Annotated in this window: 17 protein-coding genes and 1 tRNA gene; 13 read left to right on the top strand and 5 right to left on the bottom strand. The window is 70.2% G+C overall.

All coding sequences use genetic code 11. The features are described 5' to 3' along the window. The first annotated feature begins 6 nt into the window (after positions 1-6). The gene (glcF, locus tag ACAM26_RS00900) at positions 7-1,245 is read left to right on the top strand and encodes a glycolate oxidase subunit GlcF (protein WP_369612948.1); all 1,239 of its coding nucleotides are present in this window, start codon (positions 7-9) and stop codon (positions 1,243-1,245) included. Beyond that, a complete protein-coding gene (locus ACAM26_RS00895; RefSeq protein ID WP_369612947.1) occupies positions 1,242-2,126 on the top strand; it encodes an NAD(P)-dependent oxidoreductase in 885 nt (294 codons plus the stop codon). Before glcF ends, ACAM26_RS00895 begins: the two co-directional genes overlap by 4 nt. A gap of 33 nt (positions 2,127-2,159) precedes the next feature. Here the strand turns inward: ACAM26_RS00895 and ACAM26_RS00890 are convergent, their stop codons facing one another. Beyond that, positions 2,160-2,735 (bottom strand): copper-binding protein, encoded by a 576-nt coding sequence (locus ACAM26_RS00890; protein ID WP_005221183.1) that lies wholly within the window; start codon positions 2,733-2,735, stop codon positions 2,160-2,162. Between the two features lie 326 nt (positions 2,736-3,061). Between ACAM26_RS00890 and ACAM26_RS00885 the strand changes: the two genes are divergently transcribed. Genes ACAM26_RS00885 through ACAM26_RS00875 form a run of 3 tightly spaced genes read left to right on the top strand, consistent with a single transcriptional unit; the run spans position 3,062 to position 6,657 of the window. Beyond that, complete coding sequence (locus ACAM26_RS00885; protein WP_369612946.1) at positions 3,062-4,540, top strand: Do family serine endopeptidase; 1,479 nt, start codon at positions 3,062-3,064, stop codon at positions 4,538-4,540. A 15-nt stretch (positions 4,541-4,555) separates the two neighbouring features. Beyond that, positions 4,556-5,230 (top strand): response regulator transcription factor, encoded by a 675-nt coding sequence (locus tag ACAM26_RS00880; protein ID WP_062272425.1) that lies wholly within the window; start codon positions 4,556-4,558, stop codon positions 5,228-5,230. Then, positions 5,227-6,657: an ATP-binding protein gene (locus ACAM26_RS00875; protein WP_369612945.1), complete on the top strand. Its 1,431-nt coding sequence runs from the start codon at positions 5,227-5,229 to the stop codon at positions 6,655-6,657. Before ACAM26_RS00880 ends, ACAM26_RS00875 begins: the two co-directional genes overlap by 4 nt. Here the strand turns inward: ACAM26_RS00875 and ACAM26_RS00870 are convergent. Both ACAM26_RS00870 and ACAM26_RS00865 read right to left on the bottom strand, forming a co-directional pair. Beyond that, on the bottom strand, positions 6,654-8,873 hold the full coding sequence (locus ACAM26_RS00870; RefSeq protein WP_369612944.1) for a patatin-like phospholipase family protein: 2,220 nt from the start codon (positions 8,871-8,873) through the stop codon (positions 6,654-6,656). The two genes, ACAM26_RS00875 and ACAM26_RS00870, sit on opposite strands and share 4 nt — an antisense overlap. Positions 8,874-8,891: 18 nt before the next feature. Continuing rightward, positions 8,892-10,100, bottom strand: coding sequence for an exo-beta-N-acetylmuramidase NamZ domain-containing protein (locus ACAM26_RS00865; protein ID WP_123139978.1), 1,209 nt, complete (start codon positions 10,098-10,100; stop codon positions 8,892-8,894). 348 nt (positions 10,101-10,448) lie between these two features. On the opposite strand from ACAM26_RS00865, the gene queA reads away from it, so the two are divergent. The 7 genes from queA to ACAM26_RS00830 all read left to right on the top strand — a co-directional run bounded on the left by queA (position 10,449) and on the right by ACAM26_RS00830 (position 18,311). Then, entirely contained in the window at positions 10,449-11,507 is a 1,059-nt protein-coding gene (queA, locus tag ACAM26_RS00860) for a tRNA preQ1(34) S-adenosylmethionine ribosyltransferase-isomerase QueA (protein WP_123142034.1), read from the top strand. Between the two features lie 353 nt (positions 11,508-11,860). Then, positions 11,861-12,262, top strand: coding sequence for an H-NS histone family protein (locus tag ACAM26_RS00855; RefSeq protein ID WP_123139976.1), 402 nt, complete (start codon positions 11,861-11,863; stop codon positions 12,260-12,262). A gap of 295 nt (positions 12,263-12,557) precedes the next feature. After that, positions 12,558-13,886 carry a DEAD/DEAH box helicase gene (locus ACAM26_RS00850; RefSeq protein ID WP_123139975.1) on the top strand — a complete coding sequence of 443 codons (1,329 nt, stop codon included), beginning with the start codon at positions 12,558-12,560 and terminating at the stop codon, positions 13,884-13,886. 280 nt (positions 13,887-14,166) lie between these two features. Further along, positions 14,167-14,439, top strand: a complete 273-nt coding sequence (locus tag ACAM26_RS00845; protein ID WP_005221201.1) for an RNA-binding protein — start codon at positions 14,167-14,169, stop codon at positions 14,437-14,439. 278 nt (positions 14,440-14,717) lie between these two features. After that, a complete protein-coding gene (locus tag ACAM26_RS00840; RefSeq protein ID WP_369612943.1) occupies positions 14,718-16,562 on the top strand; it encodes a M61 family metallopeptidase in 1,845 nt (614 codons plus the stop codon). 10 nt (positions 16,563-16,572) lie between these two features. Then, a complete protein-coding gene (birA, locus tag ACAM26_RS00835; RefSeq protein ID WP_123139973.1) occupies positions 16,573-17,571 on the top strand; it encodes a bifunctional biotin--[acetyl-CoA-carboxylase] ligase/biotin operon repressor BirA in 999 nt (332 codons plus the stop codon). Further along, positions 17,571-18,311, top strand: coding sequence for a type III pantothenate kinase (locus ACAM26_RS00830; RefSeq protein ID WP_369612942.1), 741 nt, complete (start codon positions 17,571-17,573; stop codon positions 18,309-18,311). Before birA ends, ACAM26_RS00830 begins: the two co-directional genes overlap by 1 nt. A gap of 104 nt (positions 18,312-18,415) precedes the next feature. Here the strand turns inward: ACAM26_RS00830 and ACAM26_RS00825 are convergent. After that, positions 18,416-18,492, bottom strand: a tRNA-Arg gene (locus ACAM26_RS00825). Between the two features lie 305 nt (positions 18,493-18,797). Here ACAM26_RS00825 and ACAM26_RS00820 point away from each other — a divergent pair. Next, positions 18,798-20,957, top strand: a complete 2,160-nt coding sequence (locus ACAM26_RS00820) for a GAF domain-containing protein (protein WP_369612941.1) — start codon at positions 18,798-18,800, stop codon at positions 20,955-20,957. Positions 20,958-20,976: 19 nt separating this feature from the next. Here the strand turns inward: ACAM26_RS00820 and ACAM26_RS00815 are convergent, their stop codons facing one another. Then, positions 20,977-21,246: a hypothetical protein gene (locus ACAM26_RS00815; RefSeq protein ID WP_123139970.1), complete on the bottom strand. Its 270-nt coding sequence runs from the start codon at positions 21,244-21,246 to the stop codon at positions 20,977-20,979. Positions 21,247-21,259 lie beyond the last annotated feature (13 nt).

The raw sequence follows: 21,259 nt of genomic DNA, 5'->3' as shown, positions 1-21,259 counted from the left end.
GTCCGCATGCGTACCGATCTGCTCCCCGAGCTGCTCGACACCGCCGCCGGTCGCGAGGCCGACGCCATCCTTCGCGCCTGCGTCCACTGCGGCTTCTGTACCGCCACCTGTCCGACCTATCAGCTGCTCGGCGACGAGCTCGACGGGCCGCGCGGGCGCATCTACCAGATCAAGCGGGTGATGGAGGGCGCGCCGGCCACCGCCGTGGTGCAGCGCCATCTCGATCGCTGTCTCGGCTGTCGCGCCTGCGAGCGCACCTGTCCCTCGGGGGTGCGTTATGCGCGGCTGGCCGAGATCGGGCGGGGACTGGTCGCCGCCCAGGTGCGCCGTCCCTGGCGCCAGCGTCTGCTGCGGCGGGCGTTGGTGCTCGGTCTCTCGGGGGCGGGGCGGGTGCGCGCGCTGCTCGCCCTCGGGCGGCTGGCGCGCCCGTTGTTGCCGGCGCGACTGGCCGCGCGGATCCCGCCGCGGGTCGCGCCGGGTGCGGCGCCGGCCTCGCGCGGCCTGGGGCGGCGGATGCTGGTGCTCGATGGTTGCGTGCAGGGGGGCGCGACCCCGCGCACCAACGCCGCCGCGGCGCGGGTGTTCGCGCGTCTCGGCATCGAGCTGGTGCGCGCGCCCGCGGCGGGCTGTTGCGGTGCGCTGGCGTATCATCTCGACGATCAGGCCGGCGGGCGGGCGCGGATGCGCCGGGCGATCGACGCCTGGTGGCCGGAGATCGAGGCCGGCTGCGAGGCGATCCTGGTGACCGCCAGCGGTTGTGCGAGCATGGTGCGCGAGTACGGTGAGGCGTTGGCCGACGACCCGGACTATGCCGGGCGGGCGGCGCGGGTCGCCGCGCTCGCCCGCGACCCGGCCGAGGTGCTCGCCGCCACCGATCTGACCCCGTTGGGCCGACCCGGCGCCGGGCGGCGGCTGGCCTATCACGCGCCCTGCAGCCAACAGCACGTGCTGCGGCTCGACGGCGTGGTCGAGGGCGTGCTCGAGCGTCTCGGCTTCACCCTCGTCCCGGTGCCCGAGGCGCACCTGTGCTGCGGCTCGGCCGGGACCTATTCGATCACCCAGCCGGCGCTCTCGCGCCGCCTGCTGGAGAACAAGCTCGGCGCCCTGGAGGGCGGCCGGCCCGCGCTCATCGCCACCGCCAACGTCGGCTGCCAGCTCCAGCTCGCCGCCGGCGCCTCGGTGGCGGTGGTGCACTGGCTGGAGCTGCTCGACCCGGCGCCCCCCGAGGAGATCCCTGAGAGATGACAGAGCGGATTGGATTCATCGGCCTCGGCCTGATGGGTGCGCCGATGGCGCTGAACCTGTTGCGCGCCGGTCACCGGCTGGCGGTGTATGCGCGGCGCGAGACGGCGCTGGCGCCGTTGCGCGAGGCCGGCGCCGGGGTCTGTGCGAGCCCGGCGGCGCTGGCGCGCACGGTCGACGTGGTGTTCACCATCGTCTCCGACACCGAGGATGTCGAGCAGGTACTGCTCGGCCCCGACGGGGTGATCGAGGGGGCGCGACCGGGGAGCGTGGTGGTCGACATGAGCACCATCTCGGCCTCGGCCACCCGCGCCATCGCCGCGCGGCTGGCCGGGCGCGGGGTGGCGATGCTCGACGCCCCGGTCTCGGGGGGCGACGTCGGCGCGCGCGAGGGGCGGCTGTCGATCATGGTCGGCGGCGACCCGGAGGTGTTCGCGCGGGTGCGCCCGCTGTTCGAGGTGCTGGGCACCAACATCGTCCATATCGGCGAGCATGGCGCCGGACAGGTGTGCAAGGCGTGCAATCAGGTGGTGGTCGGCGGCACCATCGCCGCGGTGGCCGAGGCGCTGCTGCTGGCGCGTGCCTCGGGGGTGGACGCGGCGCGGGTGCGCGAGGCGCTGCTCGGCGGCTTCGCCGCCAGTCGGGTGCTCGAGCTGCACGGCCAGCGCATGCTCGACGGCGACTACCGCCCCGGCTTCAAGGCGCGGCTGCACCGCAAGGACATGCGTCTGGTCGAGGAGGGTGCGCGCGAGCAGGGGCTCGAGCTGCCGCTGGCCGCGCAGGTCGCCGCCCATCTCGAGACGCTGCTCGCCGCCGACGGCGGTGAGCTCGACTCGGCGGCGATCCTCAGCGCCCTGGAGCGGATGCAGCAGGGCGCTGGCTGAGTTCGGGGCCGGGGCGGCGCCCCGGCTGTGGGATCATTCGAAGGTGACGAAGCCGTCGATGGCGGTGATATAGGTGGCCACCACCCCGTCGCCCGGGGCGACGCTATCGAGCAGCGCCTGGTCCTCGACGGTGAACACCAGGGTGCGGTTGGGGCCGCGCACGGTGACGGTCGCGGCCTCGCGGTCGACCGCCTCGATCTTGCCGTAGAGGGTGAGGGTGTCGACGATGGCGCCGGCGGGCTTGGCGCCCGGGTCGCGCGCCACCTCGCGCTCCTTGGTCATGCCGACGGTGCCGGCGTCCGAGCCCTTCTGCAGGTCGATCAGCACCGCCTCTGTCTTGCTGACGTTGAGGGTGTTGCCGATCTTGACCTCGTCGAGCCGGGTCACCTCGTCGGGGACGTGCAGTACCACGAACTCGCCCTCGGGGGTGCGGATGGTGAGCATGCGCTTGTCGAGATTGACCACCTCGACGGTGCCGGTCAGCTCGGTGGTGACCGCGGCGCCGGTCACCGGCACGTCGCGCAGCTCGGCCAGCGCGACCGGAGAGAGGCCGGCGGAGGCGAGTGCAATGGCCGAGGCGAGGGTCAGGCTGGCGGGTCTGATCTTCATCGTGAAGCGATCTCCTTTGGTGTCGGTGAGCATGATCCGGGCGCTGTGTCCCCATGTCCCGGGTGCAGTGCAAGGATTGGTGCGAAACCTCGTCGACGCAAGGGTGGTCGGCATCGGGCGGTCCCCGCCTCTTGCCGCCAGGGCACGCCCTGGGCGGCCTCAAGAGGGGCCGGGCGCTGCTTCCTTAACGATCGTTAATCTTGTCGCAAGGCGCTGGCAAGCCGACCCTGGCGATACTCATCGTCGAACCATCCAGTCTCGTCGGTGAGGTCCCGGTACCTGTTACGGGACGGGCCGGCAGCGGTATTGAGGAGGAGTCGACAGGTATGCGTGCAATCAGCGATCCACAGGTCCCGATCAGACGCGGCGCGCTCGCCGTGGCCTTGAGCATGGCGCTGCTCGGTGGTGGTGGTGCGACGACGCTCGCCGTGACGCCGGCGCTGGCCGGCCCCGCCGCCGTGCAGGGCCTGCCGAGCTTTGCCGATGTCGCCGAGCGGGTGGTCCCGGCGGTGGTCAACGTCACCGTGGTCGCCGAAACCGGCACGCGGCTGCAGGGGCTGCCGCAGTGGCCCGAGGAGATGCCGGTGCCGGAGTTCTTCCGGCGCTTCTTCGAGTCCCCCGGGCTCGCCCAGCCGCGCCGGGTGCGCGGTCAGGGCTCGGGTTTCCTGATCGACCCCGAGGGTCATATCGTCACCAACAATCATGTCATCGACGATGCCACCGAGGTCACCGTGGTGCTCAACGACGGCAGCAGCCACGAGGCCCGGGTGGTGGGACGCGACGACAAGACCGATCTGGCGCTGCTCAAGATCGAGACCGACGGGCCGCTGCCCCATGTCGAGCTGGGCGATTCGGCGCAGGCGCGCGTCGGCGACTGGGTGCTGGCGGTGGGCAACCCCTTCGGGCTCGGCGGCTCGGTCAATGCCGGGATCATCTCGGCGCGCGGGCGTGATATCCACTCCGGCCCCTATGACGACTATCTGCAGATCGACGCGGCGATCAACCGCGGCAACTCCGGCGGTCCGCTGTTCGATGCCAGTGGCCGGGTGATCGGGGTCAACACCGCGATCTACTCGCCCTCCGGCGGCAACGTCGGCATCGGCTTCGCCATCCCCGCCGAGATGGTGCGTCGAGTGGTCGAGGATCTGCGTGACAAGGGTCATGTCGAGCGCGGCTGGCTCGGGGTGCGGATCCAGGCGGTGACCCCGGAGTTGGCCGCCGCGCTTGGGCGTGCGGCGGACGATGGCGTGCTGGTGGCCGAGGTGCTCGAGGGTACGCCGGCGGCGGCGAGCGCGCTGCGCGCCGGCGACCTGATCCTCAGCGCCGGCGGTACGCCGATCACGGACTATCGCGACCTGCCCCGGCTGGTGGCGGCGACCCCGGCGGGCAGCACCCTCGAACTGGAGGTGTGGCGCGAGGGGCGCCGCCAGCGCCTCGATGTCGAGATCGGGCGGATGCCCGCCTCGAACCCGCAGGTGGCCACGGCCGCGCCGGGCGCGCCGCTCGAACTCGAGCACCTGGGGCTGCGGGTCCGGGCACTGAGCCCGGAGCTGCGCGCCGAGCTCGGCATCGGCCCCGAGCGTGCCGGGGTGGTGGTGAGCGAGGTGGTGCCGGGAGGACCTGCGGCGCGTGCCGGGGTGCGACCCGGGGCCTTGATCTCGATGTTCGGCAACGCGCCGGTCGACTCGCCGGCGGCGCTGCGCGCGGCCCTGGAGACCGCGCTCGAGGCCGGGCGCGAATCGGTGGTGGTGCGCCTCGAGCGTGACGGTGCGGCGCTGTTCGTCGCCCTGCCGGTGGCCGACTGAGCGGCGGGCGCGGGGATGCGGATCCTGCTGATCGAGGATGATGCGCAGATGGCCGATTATCTGCGCAAGGCGCTGGGCGAGATCGGCGCCCTGGTCGACCATGCCGATGATGGTCGCGAGGGGTTGCTGCAGGCGGCCGGCGGCGGCTATGACGCGCTGATCGTCGATCGCATGCTCCCCGGGCTCGACGGACTGGCGATCGTGCGCACCCTGCGCGCCGCCGACGATCACACCCCGGCGCTGATCCTCAGCGCCCTCGGCGAGGTCGACGACCGCGTCGAGGGGCTGCGCGCCGGCGGCGATGACTATCTGACCAAGCCCTTCGCCTTCTCCGAGCTGCACGCCCGGCTCGAGGCGCTGTTGCGGCGCGGTGGCGGCGAGGCGCCGGAGACGCGGCTGCGGGTGGGCGATCTGGAGATGGACCTGCTCGCGCGCGAGGTGACCCGTGGCGGACGCGCGATCGTGCTGCAGCCGCGCGAGTTCCGCCTGCTCGAGTACCTGCTGCGCCATGCCGGTCAGGTGGTGACCCGGACCATGCTGCTCGAGCATGTCTGGGACTATCACTTCGACCCCCAGACCAATGTCATCGACGTCCATGTCAGCCGGCTGCGGGCGAAGATCGACAAGGACTTCCCGACCCCGTTGCTGCACACGGTGCGCGGCGCCGGCTACATGATCCGCGCCGCATGAGCCCGATGCGTCTGGCGCAGGCGACCTGGTCGCGGGCGCGGCGCCGGGTCGGGCGTATCCTCCACAGCTCGATCTTTCGCCTCGCGTTGCTCCACGTCCTGCTCGCCTGCGCCTCGGCGGCGATCCTGCTCGGCTTCATCTACTGGTCGACGGCCGGGTACATGGACCGCCAGACCGACGCCACCATCGCCGCCGAGGTGCGGGGGCTGGCCGAGCAGTACCGCCAGCGCGGGCTGGCCGGTCTGCGCACACTGATCGAGGAGCGCATCCGTCGCGATCCCAGCGGGGCGAGCGTCTATCTGCTGGTCGATGCCCGGCGCCAGTGGATCCTCGGCAACCTCGACCGCTGGCCGGCCGATACCCCGGATGAGTCGGGCTGGGTGCGCTTCCGGCTGCGCGAGCGCGGTCCCGATGATGTCGGTGCGGCGCACGCCGCGCGGGCGCGGGTGTTTCGGCTGCGCGGCGGGCTGCGGCTGCTGGTCGGGCGCGACATCCGCGAGCTGGAGGCGACGCGCACCCTGATCGAGCGGGCGCTCTACTGGGGGGTGGCGATGACCGCCGCGCTGGCGCTGCTCGGCGGCTGGCTGATGAGCGCCGGGGTGGTGCGCCGGCTCGAGGCGATCAACCACACCAGTCGCGAGATCATGGCCGGCGATCTGGCCCGGCGCATCCCGCTCGGCGGCAGCGACGACGATTTCGATCAGCTCGCGCGCAACCTCAACCAGATGCTCGATCGTATCGAGGGGCTGATGGCCGGGGTGCGGCAGGTCTCGGACAACATCGCCCACGACCTGCGCACCCCGCTGACCCGGCTGCGCACCCGGCTGGAGCTGCTCGCCGCCGCGCTCGACGACCCCGAGGCGGCGCGGGCGCTGGCCGAGACCGCGATCGCCGACGCCGACGAGCTGCTGGCGACCTTCAATGCGCTGTTGCGCATCGCCCGGATCGAGTCGGGCGGACGCCGCGCGGCCTTCGCCCCGGTGGCGCTGGCGGCGCTGCTGGAGGATCTGCGCGAGCTCTACGAGCCGGTGGCCGCCGAGCGCGGTCAGCGCCTGACCCTGGAGATCGCCGTCCCGGCGACGCTCGCCGGCGATCGTGACCTGCTGTTCCAGGCGCTCGCCAATCTGGTCGACAACGCCATCAAGTACGGTCCGCCCGAGGGCGCCATCGTGATCCGTCTCGACACCCGCGATGGCGCCCCCTGCATCGGTGTCGCCGACGACGGGCCGGGCATCCCGGAGGCGCTGCGCGAGGCGGTGTTCCGCCGCTTCTTCCGCGCCGACGACAGCCGCTCGACCCCGGGCAGCGGGCTGGGGCTGAGTCTGGTGCGGGCGGTGGCCGAGCTGCATCGGGCGCGGGTGGTGCTCGAGGACAACCGGCCCGGGCTGCGCGCGCTGCTGTACTTCGCCGCGCCGCCCCAGGGTTAGTGGATCAGCGCCCGGTTCCAGGGACGACCGAGGAACAGATAGAGGGCGTCGTTGCCGCCGTCGGCATAGCCGTAGCCGAGATAGAGCGGGCCGATCGGGGTGTCGGCGCCGAGAAACAGGCTGCTGCCCAGACGCAGGCTGTCGGCGCCGATGTCGCCGCGCCGCGCCCAGGTGTTGCCGACCTCGAGCGAGGCGCCGGCATAGGTCGGCACCAGCCCGGTGTCGAAGGCGTGGAGATAGATCGCGCGCGCCAGCCCGAGGTTGGCCCCGGAGAGTTCGAGCTGGTTGAAGCCGGAGAGGTTGAGGAAGCCGCCGAGCCGGTAGTAGGCGTGCAGCGGGGTCTCGCCGCCGAAGTTGCCGGCCAGGGTCAGCGCGGTGATCAGGCGGTGACGACCGCGCCCCAGGGCGTGCACCAGCTCGATCCCGGCCTGGTCGTAGTTGCTGGTGGCGCCGAGTGCGGTGCGCGAGTGTTCGCCGAAGGCGCTCGCGGCCCAGCCGCTGGCGGGGAAGTTAGCGCTGTCGAGGGTGTCGATGTCGAACCTGAACTCGAGTGCGCCGACGTCGAAGTTGTAGCCGCCGAAGCCGGGATCGCCGACGCGCAGGTCGGCGTCGCCGCGATAGTGGGCGTAGCCGAGCGCGATCCGGCCCCAGTCGCCGAGATTGCGCCCGAGCTTGACGTTGGCGCCGAACCGGTTGAGCTGGTACTCGGCGAGCGGCGCGTCCTGGGCGCTGGGGTCGAACAGGGTCAGGCTCTCGGAGAGATAGCCGACGCCCAGCCCGGCGAACCAGCGCTCGGCGGGGTCGAGCGGCAGATAGAGGTTGGAGAGGATGCCCGGCTCCTCGCCGAGCCGGATCTCGGTGCGCCACTCGCCGTTGAGATCGGTGAGCGGGGCCTTGGTATAGGCCGCGCCGAGGTTGAAGCGGGAGTTGCCGCCGCCGCTCGAACTCAGCTCCAGCCCGCCCTGCAGCGAGCTGGTGCCCCAGCGCTTCTCGCGCGCGCTGATGTGCAGCGCGGCGCGCTCGTCGTCGCCCGGCTCGGGCTCGATGCGGTAGCGCACCGTCTCGAACACGTCCTGGTCGTAGACCCGCTCGATCTGTTCGGCGAGCGTCTCGGGGTCGAACCGCTCGCCGGGGGTGACCTGGATGCGCCGGGCGAGCACCGCGTCGTCGAGCCCGGAGTCGTTGTCGATGCCGAGCCGAGTGATCACTGGCGCCTGGTAGTCGGCGCGGCGGTGGGCTTGGCGGTAGGCGGCATAGCGCGCCGCGGGCAGGGCGAGGGCGTCGAGCGGCGCCCCGGTGGCGCGCGCGGCCTGCTCGCCGATGGCGATCGCCTCGAGCATCTTGTCGAAGTCGCTGGCCAGCACCCGGCGCCCGAGCGGCGGGGTGAGCAGCAGGTCGCGCGGACCCAGGGTGGCGATCTCGGCCTGGGTGTTGCGCCAGGTCACCAGGCTGGCGACCTGATCGAGCATCTCCAGCACGTCGGTGATCGACTCGCGGTCGCGGCGCGGGCCGCCGATGTCGACGGCAATGACGATCTCGGCGCCCATCTCGCGCACCACTCCGATCGGCAGGTTCATCGCCAACCCGCCGTCGACCAGCAGTCGCTCGCCGACCTCGACCGGGGCGAACACCGCGGGGACGGCCATGCTGGCGCGGATCGCGGTGGCCAGATCACCGCCGCCGAGCACCACCGCCTCGCCGCTGACGACATCGGTGGCGATGGCGCGGAAGGGGATGCGCAGACGGTCGAAGTCGTGAATCGCGGTGGCCGGCAGGGTATACTCGCGCAGCGCCAGTTCCAGCCGCTGGCCCTGGATCAGCGCCGGTACCAGGTTGACCCGCCCGGCCTCCTCGTCGACCCCGGGTCGGCTCTTGATCAGAAAGCTCCGGTCCTCGAGCTTGCGCTGCATCCGTCGCGTGGCACGGGCCGGCTCGTCCTGAAAGATCGCCGTCCAGTCGATGTCCTCGATCGTCCGCTCGATCTCGTCGGGCGACATCCCCATGGCATAGAGTCCACCGACGACCGCGCCCATCGAGGTGCCGGCGATGTAGTCGATGGGGATGCGGCGGCGTTCGAGCTCGCGCAGCACGCCGACATGGGCGGCGCCGCGCGCGCCGCCGCCGGAGAGCGCCAGGCCGATCGCCGGTCGTGTCTCGGCGAGCGCCGGGGCGGCGAGGCCCAGCAGGGTCAGCAGGATGGCGACGGTGGTGCGCACGCGGGGCTCCTCCCGGGGTCAGGGGTAGATCAGCAGCGGCTCGATCTGCTCGCGCCAGGCGTGCTCGTCGGCGCTCAGGCGCCGTTCGAGATCGGCGGGGGTGGCCGCGGGGTCGTCGACCCATTCGCGCAGCAGCGGGCCGCCGCAGATCAGGTCGATGGCCAGGCGCTCGTGCTCGTACTCATAGGCGAAGTGACGCCACAGCGGATAGTCGGGGGACTCCAGACGCAGCGCCTTGAACAACAGCGCGATCAGCCGATAGGGGCGGAACGCGCCGTGATCGTAGCCGGCCTGATCGGTGTGGATCTGCACCCCGGCGCAGCGCGCGCCCTGGTGCTTGTGGAAGGTCGGCTCGAACCAGCAGGGGCGCAGCAGTGCGCCGCGGGTCCAGGCCGGGCACAGCGCCTCCATCCGCGCGAGGATGCGGTTGAAGTCGAGGTCCGGGGCGCCGACCAGTTCCAGCGGGGTGGTGGTGCCGCGTCCCTCGGAGAGGGTGGTGCCCTCGAGCATCACGGTGCCGGGATAGCAGCGCGCCATGTTGAGGCTGGCGGCGTTGGGGCTGGGGTTGACCCAGGGGCGCTGGTGCAACGGCCAGCCGAACCCGGGCCCCTGCTCGGGCCGATAGCCCTGCATCTCGACCACCTCGAGCTCGAGGTCGTGCCCGCCGCGCGCGGCGAACCAGCGCGCCAGCTCGCCGAGGGTGAGACCGTGGCGCATGATCAGCGCCCCGGCGCCGACGAAGCTCTCCCAGCCCGGTTCGAGGATGCTGCCCTCGATCGGGCGCCCGGCGGGGTTGGGGCGATCGAGCACCCACAGCGCCTTGCCGTGGCGGGCGCAGGCCTCGATCAGATAGGCCAGGGTGGTGATGTAGGTGTAGATGCGGGTGCCGACGTCCTGCAGGTCGACCAGCAGCACGTCGAAACTCTCGAGCATCCGCGCGGTCGGATAGCGCGCCTCGCCATAGAGGCTGTAGACCGGGATGCCGTGGCGCGGATCGCGCTCGTCCGGGGTCTCGACCATGTTGTCCTGCTTGTCGCCGCGCATCCCGTGCTGGGGGCCGAAGGCGGCCACCAGGTCGAGGTCGGGGAGCGCCATCAGGGCGTCGAGGCTGTGCTGGCCGCTGGCGCTCAGCGAGGCGGCGTGGCCGAGCAGGGCGAGGCGCCGGCCGTGCAGTGGGCGGCGCAGCTCGGGCTCGGCGAGCAGGCGGTCGATTCCGTAGCTGATCATCTCGGTGCTGTGATGCCGGTTGCGATGGAGCGGGCATGTTAGACCAGAGTCCGGGCCATCGCCTATGGAGCCTGGTCCGCTTGGTGCTGGATTGATCCCGGCCAAGGACAAGTGCGCGCCGATCGGCGACAATGATCCGTTTTCGTCGCGCCGAGTTCCTGGCGGCGCGGCCCGGTCGCGACCAGACGTCGTGCGCTGACCGCAAGGATGTCGTCGGCCCGATCGGGCGTGACGGTGGTCCCCATGCTTTCGTATTCGTGCGAGATGCCGTGTTCGCGGCGTCTCGTGCCCCTGTTTCCCGGTCGGTGGCTATCCGTCGACCCTCGATCTCTTTTGCACTGCCAAGCGATGCGCCGTTCAGACTTCCATTTCGATCTTCCCGACGAGTTGATCGCGCAGTATCCGCTCGCCGAGCGTGCCGCCTCGCGCCTGCTGGTGCTCGAGGCCGGGGCCGAGCGGCCGAGTGACCGACGCTTTCTCGACCTGCCCGCACTGCTGCGACCGAACGATCTGCTGGTGTTCAACAACACCCGGGTGATGCGCGCGCGTCTGTTCGCCGTCAAGGAGACCGGCGGGCGGGTGGAGCTGCTGATCGAGCGGGTGGTCGAGCCCGGGGTGGCGCTGGCGCATCTGCGCGCGAGCAAGTCGCCCAAGCCCGGCGCCCGGCTCTCGATCGACGGCGTGCCGCGCATCGAGGTGATCGGACGTGATGATGACCTGTTCCGGCTGCGCGCACTCGATGACGACTTCGCGGTATTGATGGAGCGCTTCGGGCACATGCCGCTACCGCCGTATATCACCCGCGCCGACGAGGCCGCCGACGAGTCGCGCTATCAGACCGTCTATGCGCGCAATGCCGGCGCGGTGGCGGCGCCGACGGCCGGGTTGCACTTCGATGAGGCGTTGCTCGATCGGCTCGATGCGCGCGGCGTCGAGCGTGCCGAGATCACCCTGCATGTCGGTGCCGGGACCTTCCGCCCGGTACGGGTCGATGATCTCGACCAGCACCACATGCACTCGGAGTGGTTGGAGGTCGACGAGGCGCTGTGCGCGCGGGTGGCCGAGACCCGCGCCCGTGGCGCTCGGGTGATCGCCGTCGGCACCACCAGTGTGCGAGCGCTGGAGACCGCTGCGGCCGGCGGCGAGCTGCGTCCTTATCGCGGCGAGAGCCGGTTGTTCATTCGTCCGGGTTATCGCTTCCGCGTGGTCGATGCCATGGTCACCAATTTCCATCTGCCCGAGTCGACCCTGCTGATGCTGGTGTGCGCCTTTGCCGGGTATCAGCGGATGATGGCGGCCTACCGTCATGCCGTGGCCGAACGTTATCGCTTCTTCAGCTATGGCGATGCCATGTTTCTTGCCGCCATGCGCGAGGATCCGAGTCGCCAGCCTCCACTCATTGAATGAGTCGGTGTCGTTCGGGGGAGCTGGATGTCTTCTTTCGTGTACGACATCGCCCCGGCGGCATCATCTTTTCCTGCCAAATCAACCCGCCTTTCGTCAATGTGCGATGGCAATCCCCTTGTGAGATTGCCGGGATGCCGCATTTGCTGGAGGAGGGGGTTCTTTATCGTTCACTCTATGGCCGGTTAGGCGCATGAGCGGATGTCGTGGTTGTTTTTTTATAGTTAAAAAGGCCGGTCAATAAAAGGTCTTTGCTTGACTTTTGTAATAAATCGAATAAATTACGCGGTGCGCGCAGATTCTGTCTTTTGCGTCCATCAAAGAAAAACACCCTAACCCCATTGGAGGTAGACCACGTGGAGTACGCTAACCTTAGCGTCGAGGAAATCCGGCGCCAGCTGGAAGAGGCCGAGAGCAAGCAGTCCGAGCTCAAGCGCGCACTCGAGATCCGTCGTCGCGAGGCGAAGAAGGAAGTGGCCCAGGAGGTCCGCGACCTGATTCAGCAGCGCGGCTATGATCTCGCCGAGATCGTCGAGCTGCTCGATGGGAAGAAGCCCCGCCGCACTGGTGCCCGCAAGTCCTCCGGCTCGCGCCAGTACACCGAGTACTTCGACCCCGAGAACCCGGAAAACGTCTATGTCCGTGGCGTGCTGCCGCGCTGGATGAAGGACAAGATGACGGAAAAGGGTCTCGACCACAGCTCCAAGGAAGATCGCGACACCTTCAAAAAGACCTATCTGCAGGTCAAGAACGGTTGATGCATCGCTTCGCCTCCGTCCTTCCGCGCCGCTGGATATCATCCGCGCAGGCCGCGGACGATGCGGAGGCGGGTTCGACGTGTTTTCAGCTCATGGATGAGATCATTGCAATGGATCGCTGGCTTTCGTCTTGCCGAGCGCGTAGACTGCATCCATCGCATCAACCGGTCGATGCGTCGTCTCGCGGCTGAACCGACCTTGCCATCAAGGCCTCACCCTCGAACGTCCTCCCTCTTTTTTGCCTAGACCGGCCCCAGCATTCAAGACTTGGGTTAGGCTGGTTTCAGGAGTCTTCATGTCCTTCGATTCGCTCGGCCTGCGGGCCGATCTGCTGCGTGCCGTGGCAGGTCAGGGCTATGCACGCCCGACCCCGATCCAAGAGCAGGCCATCCCTGCGGTCCTGGCGGGCCATGATCTGCTCGCCGGCGCCCAGACCGGCACCGGCAAGACGGCGGCCTTCGCGCTTCCCGTACTGCAGCTGCTCGCGGCCCGCAAGAGCAATGGTGGACGACGCCTGCCCCGTGCGTTGGTGCTGTCGCCGACTCGCGAACTGGCGGCACAGATCGGCGAGCGCTTCCAGGCCTATGGTCGTGAGGTGTCGCTGCGCTCGACGGTGATCTTCGGTGGTGTCGGCATGCAGCCGCAGGTCGACCGACTGCGGCGCGGCGTCGACATCCTGGTGGCCACGCCGGGGCGACTGCTCGATCATGCCGCGCGCCGCACCCTGGACCTGTCCGCGGTCGAGATCCTGGTCCTCGACGAGGCCGATCGGATGCTCGACATGGGCTTCATCCACGATATCCGCAAGGTGCTCGCGCTGCTGCCCAAGCAACGTCAGAACCTGCTGTTCTCGGCGACCTATTCCGACGAGATCCGGCGCCTCGCCGACGGCATCCTCCATCAGCCCAAGCTGGTCGAGGTCGCCCGGCGCAATACCGCCGCCGAGACCGTGGAGCAGGGTGCGCACCCGGTCGACAAGTCGCGCAAGCGTGAGCTGCTGGCCCATCTCTTCCACCGTGAGGGTTGGGAGCAGGCGCTGGTGTTCACCCGGACCAAGGCCGGTGCCAACCGCTTGGCCGAGTATCTGGGGCGCGAGGGGATTGCCGCAGCGGCGATCCATGGCAACAAGAGTCAGTCGGCGCGCACTCGAGCGCTGAGCGAGTTCAAGCAGGGGCGGGTGCGGGCGCTGGTGGCGACCGACATCGCCGCGCGCGGCATCGACATCGCCAACCTGCCCCAGGTGGTGAACTTCGAGCTGCCCGCCGTTGCCGAAGACTACGTTCACCGCATCGGACGCACGGGTCGCGCCGGTGCCGGTGGTCGGGCGCTGTCGCTGGTCAGCCATGACGAGCGCAAGCTGCTCAATGGCATCCAGCGTCTGATCAAGCGTGAGATCGTGCTCCAGCCGGTTGCCGGTTTCGAGCCCTCGGCCGAGGCGCCGGCGAGCGAGACCCTCGATCATGGTCGGGGCGGTCGTCACCGTCGTTCGGGCGGTCGCAATGGCGGCCGGGGTAACGGCGGCAATGCACAGCGGGAGCGCTCCGGGCGTCCTGCATCCAAGTCGCGGTCCGGTCAGGGCGCCAAGCGCGCCCGGCTCGGCCAAGGCGGCTCGACACGGGCCTGATCGGTCCGTATCGGCGGGTGGTGCGTCCATCCGCCTTGGCCCCAATGCAGCGCTTCCGTGCGCTGCCGTCAGGTCGTCGTCCGTTGATCGGACGCGCCGGACATCGGACGCCGGCCTCGTGACAATCGCTCCGGATCACCATTCCGGATGCCCCGTTGCCGGTACCGAAGACGTGGGCCTGGTCTCCAACGGTGGAGACAAAAACTGTCGAATCAGTTGCGCGTTGATTTTTCGGCTGTTCTCTTTCTCTTCAATGCGCGCTCGTATGGATATCCCGAATATGAATATTTATGTTGGCAATCTCGCTTACGGCGTGACTCAGGAAGAACTTCAGGCCGTGTTCGCCGCCTACGGTGAGATCTCCAGCGTGAACTTGATCACCGACAAGTTCACCGGTGAGTCGAAGGGTTTCGGCTTCGTCGAGATGCCTAACAACTCCGAGGCCGATACCGCCATCAAGGCCCTCAACGACACCCCGCTCAAGGGGCGCAACATGAAGGTCAACCAGGCCAAGCCCCGTGGTGAGCGTCCGTCTCGCGGACCGCGCTGGTAAGGCGTCGCCTCAGGGGGAGGGGCGCTGCCGCCGCTCCCCCGCGGTGTCCTGCCGAGGTGTCGGCGGGACGCCCGGCGGACCATCCCCGGTCCGCCATCAGGCGGGGTCGTCCGACCCCGACCTGCTCCTCCCCAACATGACCCGCTTGCCGAGGCTCCACCTCCACCCGTCAGTCGGGCTGGTGTCACGACGGGCCTCCCCCGGCATCCCGGACGCTGCGTGCACCCTGGGCATCTGCTACCGTAGCGGCGTCTTCATCCGCTGCAATCCTTCGGACCATGCCTGAAACCCGCAATCAACCGGTCGATCTGACCTATCGTGTTCATCCTGTCGACCCCGAGGCCCATCTCTTCGAGGTCGAGTTGTTGCTGTCCCGCGCTGCGCCCGCCATGTTGCGCCTGAGTCTGCCGGCGTGGATCCCGGGCAGCTATATGATCCGCGACTTCGCCCGCAATCTCGTCGAGATCGCCGCCAGCGATGGCGAGGGTGCGCCGCTCGCGCTGGAGAAACACGACAAGCAGACCTGGGTCGCCGACCGGCCGGTCGCCACGGCGCGGGTACGCTATCGGGTCCATGCCTGGGATCGCTCGGTGCGCGGCTGTCATCTCGATGCCACCCATGTCTATTTCAACGGTCCCGGGCTGTTGCTGCGGGTCGACGGCGCCGATGAGCGCCCCTGCGCGCTCGAGCTGCTGCCGCCGCCGGGCGAGGGGCGCGCCGACTGGCGCCTGGCCTGCGCCTGCCGGCCCGAGTCGGTCGATGCGCGCGGCTTCGGGCGCTATCTCGCCGATGACTATGCCGACCTGATCGACCATCCGGTGGAGATGGGGCGGTTTACCGAGATCCCCTTCGATGTCGACGGCGTACCCCATCGCATGGTGCTCAGCGGGCAGCATCGCGCCGACGGTGAGCGGCTGGTCGAGGACCTCGAGCACATCTGCCGCGAGCATGCGGCGCTGTTCGGCGAACTGCCGCTCGACCGCTATCTGTTCCTCACCAGCGTCACCGGCGCCGGTTACGGTGGGCTCGAACACCGCTTCTCCACCAGCCTGATGTGCGCCCGCGCCGATCTGCCGCGACGCGCCGAGCGCGACCGTCCGCCGCGCGAGGGCTATGTCCGCTTCCTCGGGCTGTGCAGTCACGAATACTTCCATCTCTGGAACGTCAAGCGCATCCGTCCCCAGGCGCTGATCGACGGCGGTCTGGAGCACGAGGTCCACACCCGTCTGCTGTGGGCCTTCGAGGGCATCACCTCCTACTACGACGAGCTGGCGCTGGTGCGCAGCGGTCGTATCGACACCGCGACCTATCTCGGCCTGCTCGCCAACGCCATCACCCGCTTGCAGCGCAACCCGGGACGGCATCTGCAGACCCTGGCCGGGTCGAGCTTCGATGCCTGGACCCGCTTCTACAAGCAGGACGAGAGTGCGCCCAACGTCATCGTCAGCTATTACCTCAAGGGCGCGCTGGTGGCGCTGGCGCTCGATCTGACGCTGCGCCAGCGCAGCGCCGGGGCCTGTTCGCTCGATACGGTGATGCGCGCGCTCTGGACCCGCCACGGACGGACCGGGGTCGGTGTCGCCGAGCGCGGTATCGAGGCCCTGGCCGAGGAGGTCAGCGGGCTCGAGCTGGGCGATTTCTTCGCCACCGCGCTCGATTCCACCGACGAGCTCGATCTCGCGCCGCTGTTCGCCTCCCTGGGGATCGAGATGCGGTTGCGCCCGGCGCGCGATGGCAAGGATCTCGGCGGTTGTGTCGAGCGCTTCGACCCGGTCGAGCCCCCGGCCACCCTTGGGGTGCGCCTGGCGCCGGGTGCGCCCGAGGGGGTGGTGCGCCATGTCCTCGCCGGCTCGCCGGGCGAGCGCGCCGGGCTTGCCCCCGGCGACCGGCTGGTCGCGCTCGATGGGCTGCGGGTCGGCGCCGATGACTTCGAGCGCGCGGTGGCCGCGCTCGGTGCGCTGGATGCGCCGGTGTCGCTGCACGTCTTCCGCGACGACGAGCTGCTCGAACTCGCCGTGCGTCCGCAGCCGGCCCCGGCCGACACCTGCGAGCTGCGTCTGCTGCCCGAGGCCGAGGCCGCTGCGCAGGCAGCGCGCGCGGCCTGGCTGGCCAGTCATGTCTGAGGGGGCGGGGATGGATCGTCAGATCGCGTTGATCCGGCTGCTCGCCGACGGCGAGGTGCACTCGGGCGAGGCCGTCGCCGCGCACCTCGGCATCACCCGCGCGGCGGTGTGGAAGGCGTTGCGCAAGGCCGCCGAGCGCTTCGGTCTGGCGCTCGAATCGGTGCGCGGGCGCGGCTACCGTCTCGCTCAGCCGCTGGAGCTGCTCGAGCGTGAGCGCCTGCTCGCGGCGATGTCCGAGCAGGGGCGCGCGCGGCTTGCCCGGCTCGATATCCACGATCAGATCGATTCGACCAATGCCTGGTTGATGCGCGAGGCCGCCGCCGGTGCGCCCTCGGCGACCCTGTGCCTGGCCGAGCAGCAGAGCGCCGGGCGCGGGCGGCGGGGGCGGACCTGGGTCTCGCCCTTCGGGGTCAATCTCTACGGCTCGTTGCTGTGGCGCTCGCCGCTGGCGCCGGCCGCGCTCGGGGCATCGAGCCTGGTCGCCGGGGTGGTGGTGGCCGAGCAGCTCGCCGCGCTTGGGGTCGAAGGGGTGGCGCTGAAGTGGCCCAACGACGTGCTCTGGCAGCGACGCAAGCTCGCCGGGCTGTTGCTCGAGGTCGCCGGCGAGTCGCAGGGGCCGAGCCATCTGGTGGTCGGCATCGGCATCAATCTGCGTATGGCGGCTGACCAGGGGGCGGCGATCGACCAGCCCTGGGTGACGCTCGCCGAGGCCTTGCCCGCCGAGGTCGAGGGCGTGCGCAATGCGCTGGCCGGGCGGCTCGCCGAGGCCTTGCTCGAGGCCCTGGCAGACTACGAGCGCGTCGGTCTCGCCCCCTTCCTCGCGCGCTGGGGGCGGTTCGACAGCTTGCTCGGCCAGCCGGTGGCGTTGCACCTCGGCGAGCGGGTGATCCGTGGTCGCTATGCCGGGATCGAGAGCGATGGTGCGCTGCGACTGGAGACCGCCGAGGGGGTGCGCCGCTTCCAGGCCGGCGAGGTCAGTCTGCGGCCGGTCGCGGAGGAGGGCCGATGATGTTGCTGCTCGATATCGGCAATACCAATCTGCGCTGGACCCTGGCTGACGATCAGGGGCTCGGCGAGGTCGGGGTGGTGCGCCACGACGGCGGCATCCCGCTCGATCTGTTGGCGAGTTGGGAGCGGTTGGCGCCGCGCCCCGAGCGCGTGCTGGTGAGCAATGTCGGCGGCGCGGCGGTGGCCGAGGCGCTGAGTCGGGTGAGTCGTGCCTATTGGGCGCTCGAGCCGGAGTTCGTCGCCACGCGCGCGACCTGGGGGCGGCTGCGCATCGCCTATGACGAGCCGAGCCGGCTCGGCGTCGATCGCTGGCTGGGACTGGTCGCGGCCGAGGCCGAGGGGGAGGGCGCCAAGCTCGTTCTCGATGCCGGTACCGCGGTGACCTTCGATCTGCTCGCCGCCGACGGCGAGCATCTCGGCGGGGTGATCCTGCCGGGGATCGAGATGATGCGCGCGAGTCTGCTCGCCGGCACCGCGATCCCGCGGATCACCGCCGAGCCGAGCGGTGAGTCCTGGGCGCGCGATACCGGTGCGGCGGTGGCCGCCGGCAGCCTGCAAGCGGTATTGGGCGTTGCCACCCGGCTCTACGACCAGTTCGTCTCGCAGACCGGCGAGATGCCTCGGCTGTTGCTGACCGGGGGGGATGCGCCGCGGCTCGCCGGGCAGCTCGATCGTCCCTGGGAGGCGGTGCCCGACCTGGTGCTGCGCGGGCTGGCGCGGGTCGGAGCCCGGCAGGCATAGTCGGGCATGGCGGCGCGCGGTCGCAGGCGGCGCGGGCCACGGCCGGGGTGTCGGCGGGGGGCTGGTATACTGGCCGCCGGCGAGATGTCCCGGTGCCTGGGGGATGGTGCCCTCGACAGGATTCGAACCTGTGACCTATCGCTTAGGAGGCGATTGCTCTATCCGGCTGAGCTACGAGGGCGGGTCAGTCGATTATGGTAACTCAGGCGCGACGGAGGGTCACGTCGACCGTGCTCCCGCTGGTATGCCTGGGGTCGCTCACGTACCATCGTCTGAGATGTCCGGGCCCGGGGCGCCCTTGCTGACCCTCGGCGCCCGGTTGCGAATCCCGGTCGTGCGCCGTCGGCGCCGACATCGGGCGGATGTTCGGGGCGGCGGTTCGCCCGCCCAGTCCCGCACCGCCTGCAGGCCCTGCCCCGCCGTCCGTGGCCACGGGCAGGCGCCGAGCACGGAGGTTTACCGTCTGTGAGTGTCAGTTTCTCCGCCTTGACCAGGTTCACGATCGCCGGGTCGGAGGGTCGTGACCCCGAATCACTGCATTCGATCCAGACCATCCAGCCCCATGGTGCCCTGATCAGCGTGCGCGAGCAGGATCTCGAGATCCTGCAGGCGAGCACCAATGCGCGGCGGATGCTGGGGCTCGACGATGCGCTGCCCGGGCACCGGCTCGGCTGGCTGGGGGAGGATCTGGTCGAGCGGTTGCGCCCCCATCTGGATGCGCCGCTCAACCCGGTGGCGCTGGCGCTGCGCTGCCGCCTGGGTGCCAGCGCGACTGAGTTCGACGTGCTGGTACACCGACCGGGCAGCGGTCTGCTGGTGCTCGAACTCGAGCCCGCCGGGCCGTCGCTCGAGCTCTCCGGGCGGGTCGAGGAGGCGCTGCAGCGGATCATCGCCGCGCCCTCGGTGCGGGCGCTCGGCGAGGAGGTCGTCGCGACCCTCAAGCGGCTCACCGGTTACGACCGGGTGATGCTCTACCGGCTCGACGAGGCCGGTCACGGCGAGGTCTTCGCCGAGGCGCGCGAGCCGGCGCTGCCGGCCTATCTCGGCCAGTGTTATCCCGAGGCCTGCGTGCCGCGGATGGCGCGCCAGCCGGGGCGCCGCCCACGGGTGCGGCTGCTGGTCGATGTCGACAGCGTGCCGGTGCCGCTGCAGCCGATGCATCCTCTGGGTGAGCCGCTCGACCTGTCGCTGTGCACCCTGCGCAGTGTCTCGCCGCTGCACATCCAGATCCTCAAGATGATGGATGTGCGCGCCACCCTGGTCGTCTCCCTGGTGGTGGGCGGGCGGCTATGGGGTCTGATCGCCTGTCACCATCGCACGCCGCGCTTCGTCCACTACGAGATCCGCGCGCTCTGCGAGCTGCTCGCCGAGACCGTGGCCACGCGTATCGCGGCACTGGAGAGCTTCATCCAGGAGCAGGCGGAGCAGGCGGTGCGGCGCCTCGAGCGGGGGATGATCGAGGCGATTTCGTGCAGCGGCGACTGGCGCTCGGCGCTGGTCACCGATGGTGATGCCTTGCTCGCGAGCCTCGAGGCGAGCGGGGCGGCGCTGTTCTGTGACGGTGAGCTGCAGACCCTGGGCCGGGTCCCGGAGCAGGGTGGACTGTTGCGCATCCGCGCCTGGCTCGATCGCCAGCCGCGCGCGGCGGTGATCGCCACCTCCTCGCTGATGCGCGAGGACCCGCGCTTCGCCACGCTCAAGGAGACCGCCAGCGGGGTGCTGGCGGTGCCGCTGTCGAGCGGCTGCGGCGAGTACCTGGTGTGGTTTCGCCCCGAGCGGGTGCGGACCCTGATCCTCGGCGCCAGCCCGCTGCTCTGTGCCGATGGGGCTGAACTCAACCGCGCCCCGGCGCTCGCCGGTGAGCAGCGCGAGGTGCGCGGCCGGGCGGTGCCCTGGAACTCGGGGCAGACGGCCATCGCCCGGTTGCTGGGTGAATCGGTGACCGACGTGCTCCAGCAGTTCCGCTCGGTACGGTTGCTGATCGCCCAGGCGCAGCTCGCCGAGGCCCAGGCGCGGGTGCGGATCTCCGATCAGCCGATGCTGATCACCGATCCCGAGGGGCGGCTGGTACTGGCCACCCGCTCGCTCGAGCGGCTGTTCGGCGCCGGACGTCTGGAGTCTCTCGACGCGCTGCCCGGACTGGTGAGCGATCCTGCAACGGTGCGTGCCGCGCTGGCCGCGCTCCGCGACGACTACCAGCCCTGGCACGCCGAGCTCGAGGTGTGTGGCGCCGATGGGCGCAAGACCCCGGTGCTGTTACGCGCCGACCCGGTGTTCTCGGCGCCGGGGCGGGTGCTCGGCTTCATGTTCCTGTTCACCGACCTCACCGGTATCAAGGCCGCCGAGGATGCCCGCCAGCGGCTCCATGCCGGGATCGCCGCGCGCCAACACCGTACCAGCGCGCCGCTGTGCGGCGGCGACGGCGAACGCTATCGCGAACTGTTCGCCGCGATCATCGGCAACGCCCGACTCGCCGCCGAGGAGGTCGCCGACGGGGTCGATCTGGAGCGTGTGCCTGCGGTGTTCGAGGGCTTCGAGCATTCGGTGAGCCACACCACCACGCTGCTCGAGCGGCTGCTGTGGTATGCCGCCCAGCGCCAGGACGGCGAGGGGCGTGACGAGGGTGACGGGACGCCGGGTCACTGAGACACCGCTCGGGCGCGCTTCAGTGGTCGCGCCAGCGTCGGATCAGATCGAACAGGTGGGCGAACAGCGAGGCGGTCAGCCACAGCCCCACCCAGCCCCACCAGGCATCGGTCAGGGCTGCGCGCAGCGCCAGCATCAGGAAGGCCCCGGAGAGCAGGAAGCCGATCACCTCCGCCGGCGGCAGTCCCTTGCCGGACCAGCGGTGGATGAGCGCGAGCGCGAGCGCCTCGAGCGCGATCAGCCCGAGGATCAGGTCGATCACCAATGCGCTGGTGAACAGCGACTCCACGACGCCCGGCCCC

It is taken from the genome of Marichromatium sp. PS1, assembly GCF_041155115.1.
GTDB lineage: Bacteria > Pseudomonadota > Gammaproteobacteria > Chromatiales > Chromatiaceae > Marichromatium > Marichromatium gracile.
This window is presented reverse-complemented; position numbering and strand designations above follow the sequence as displayed.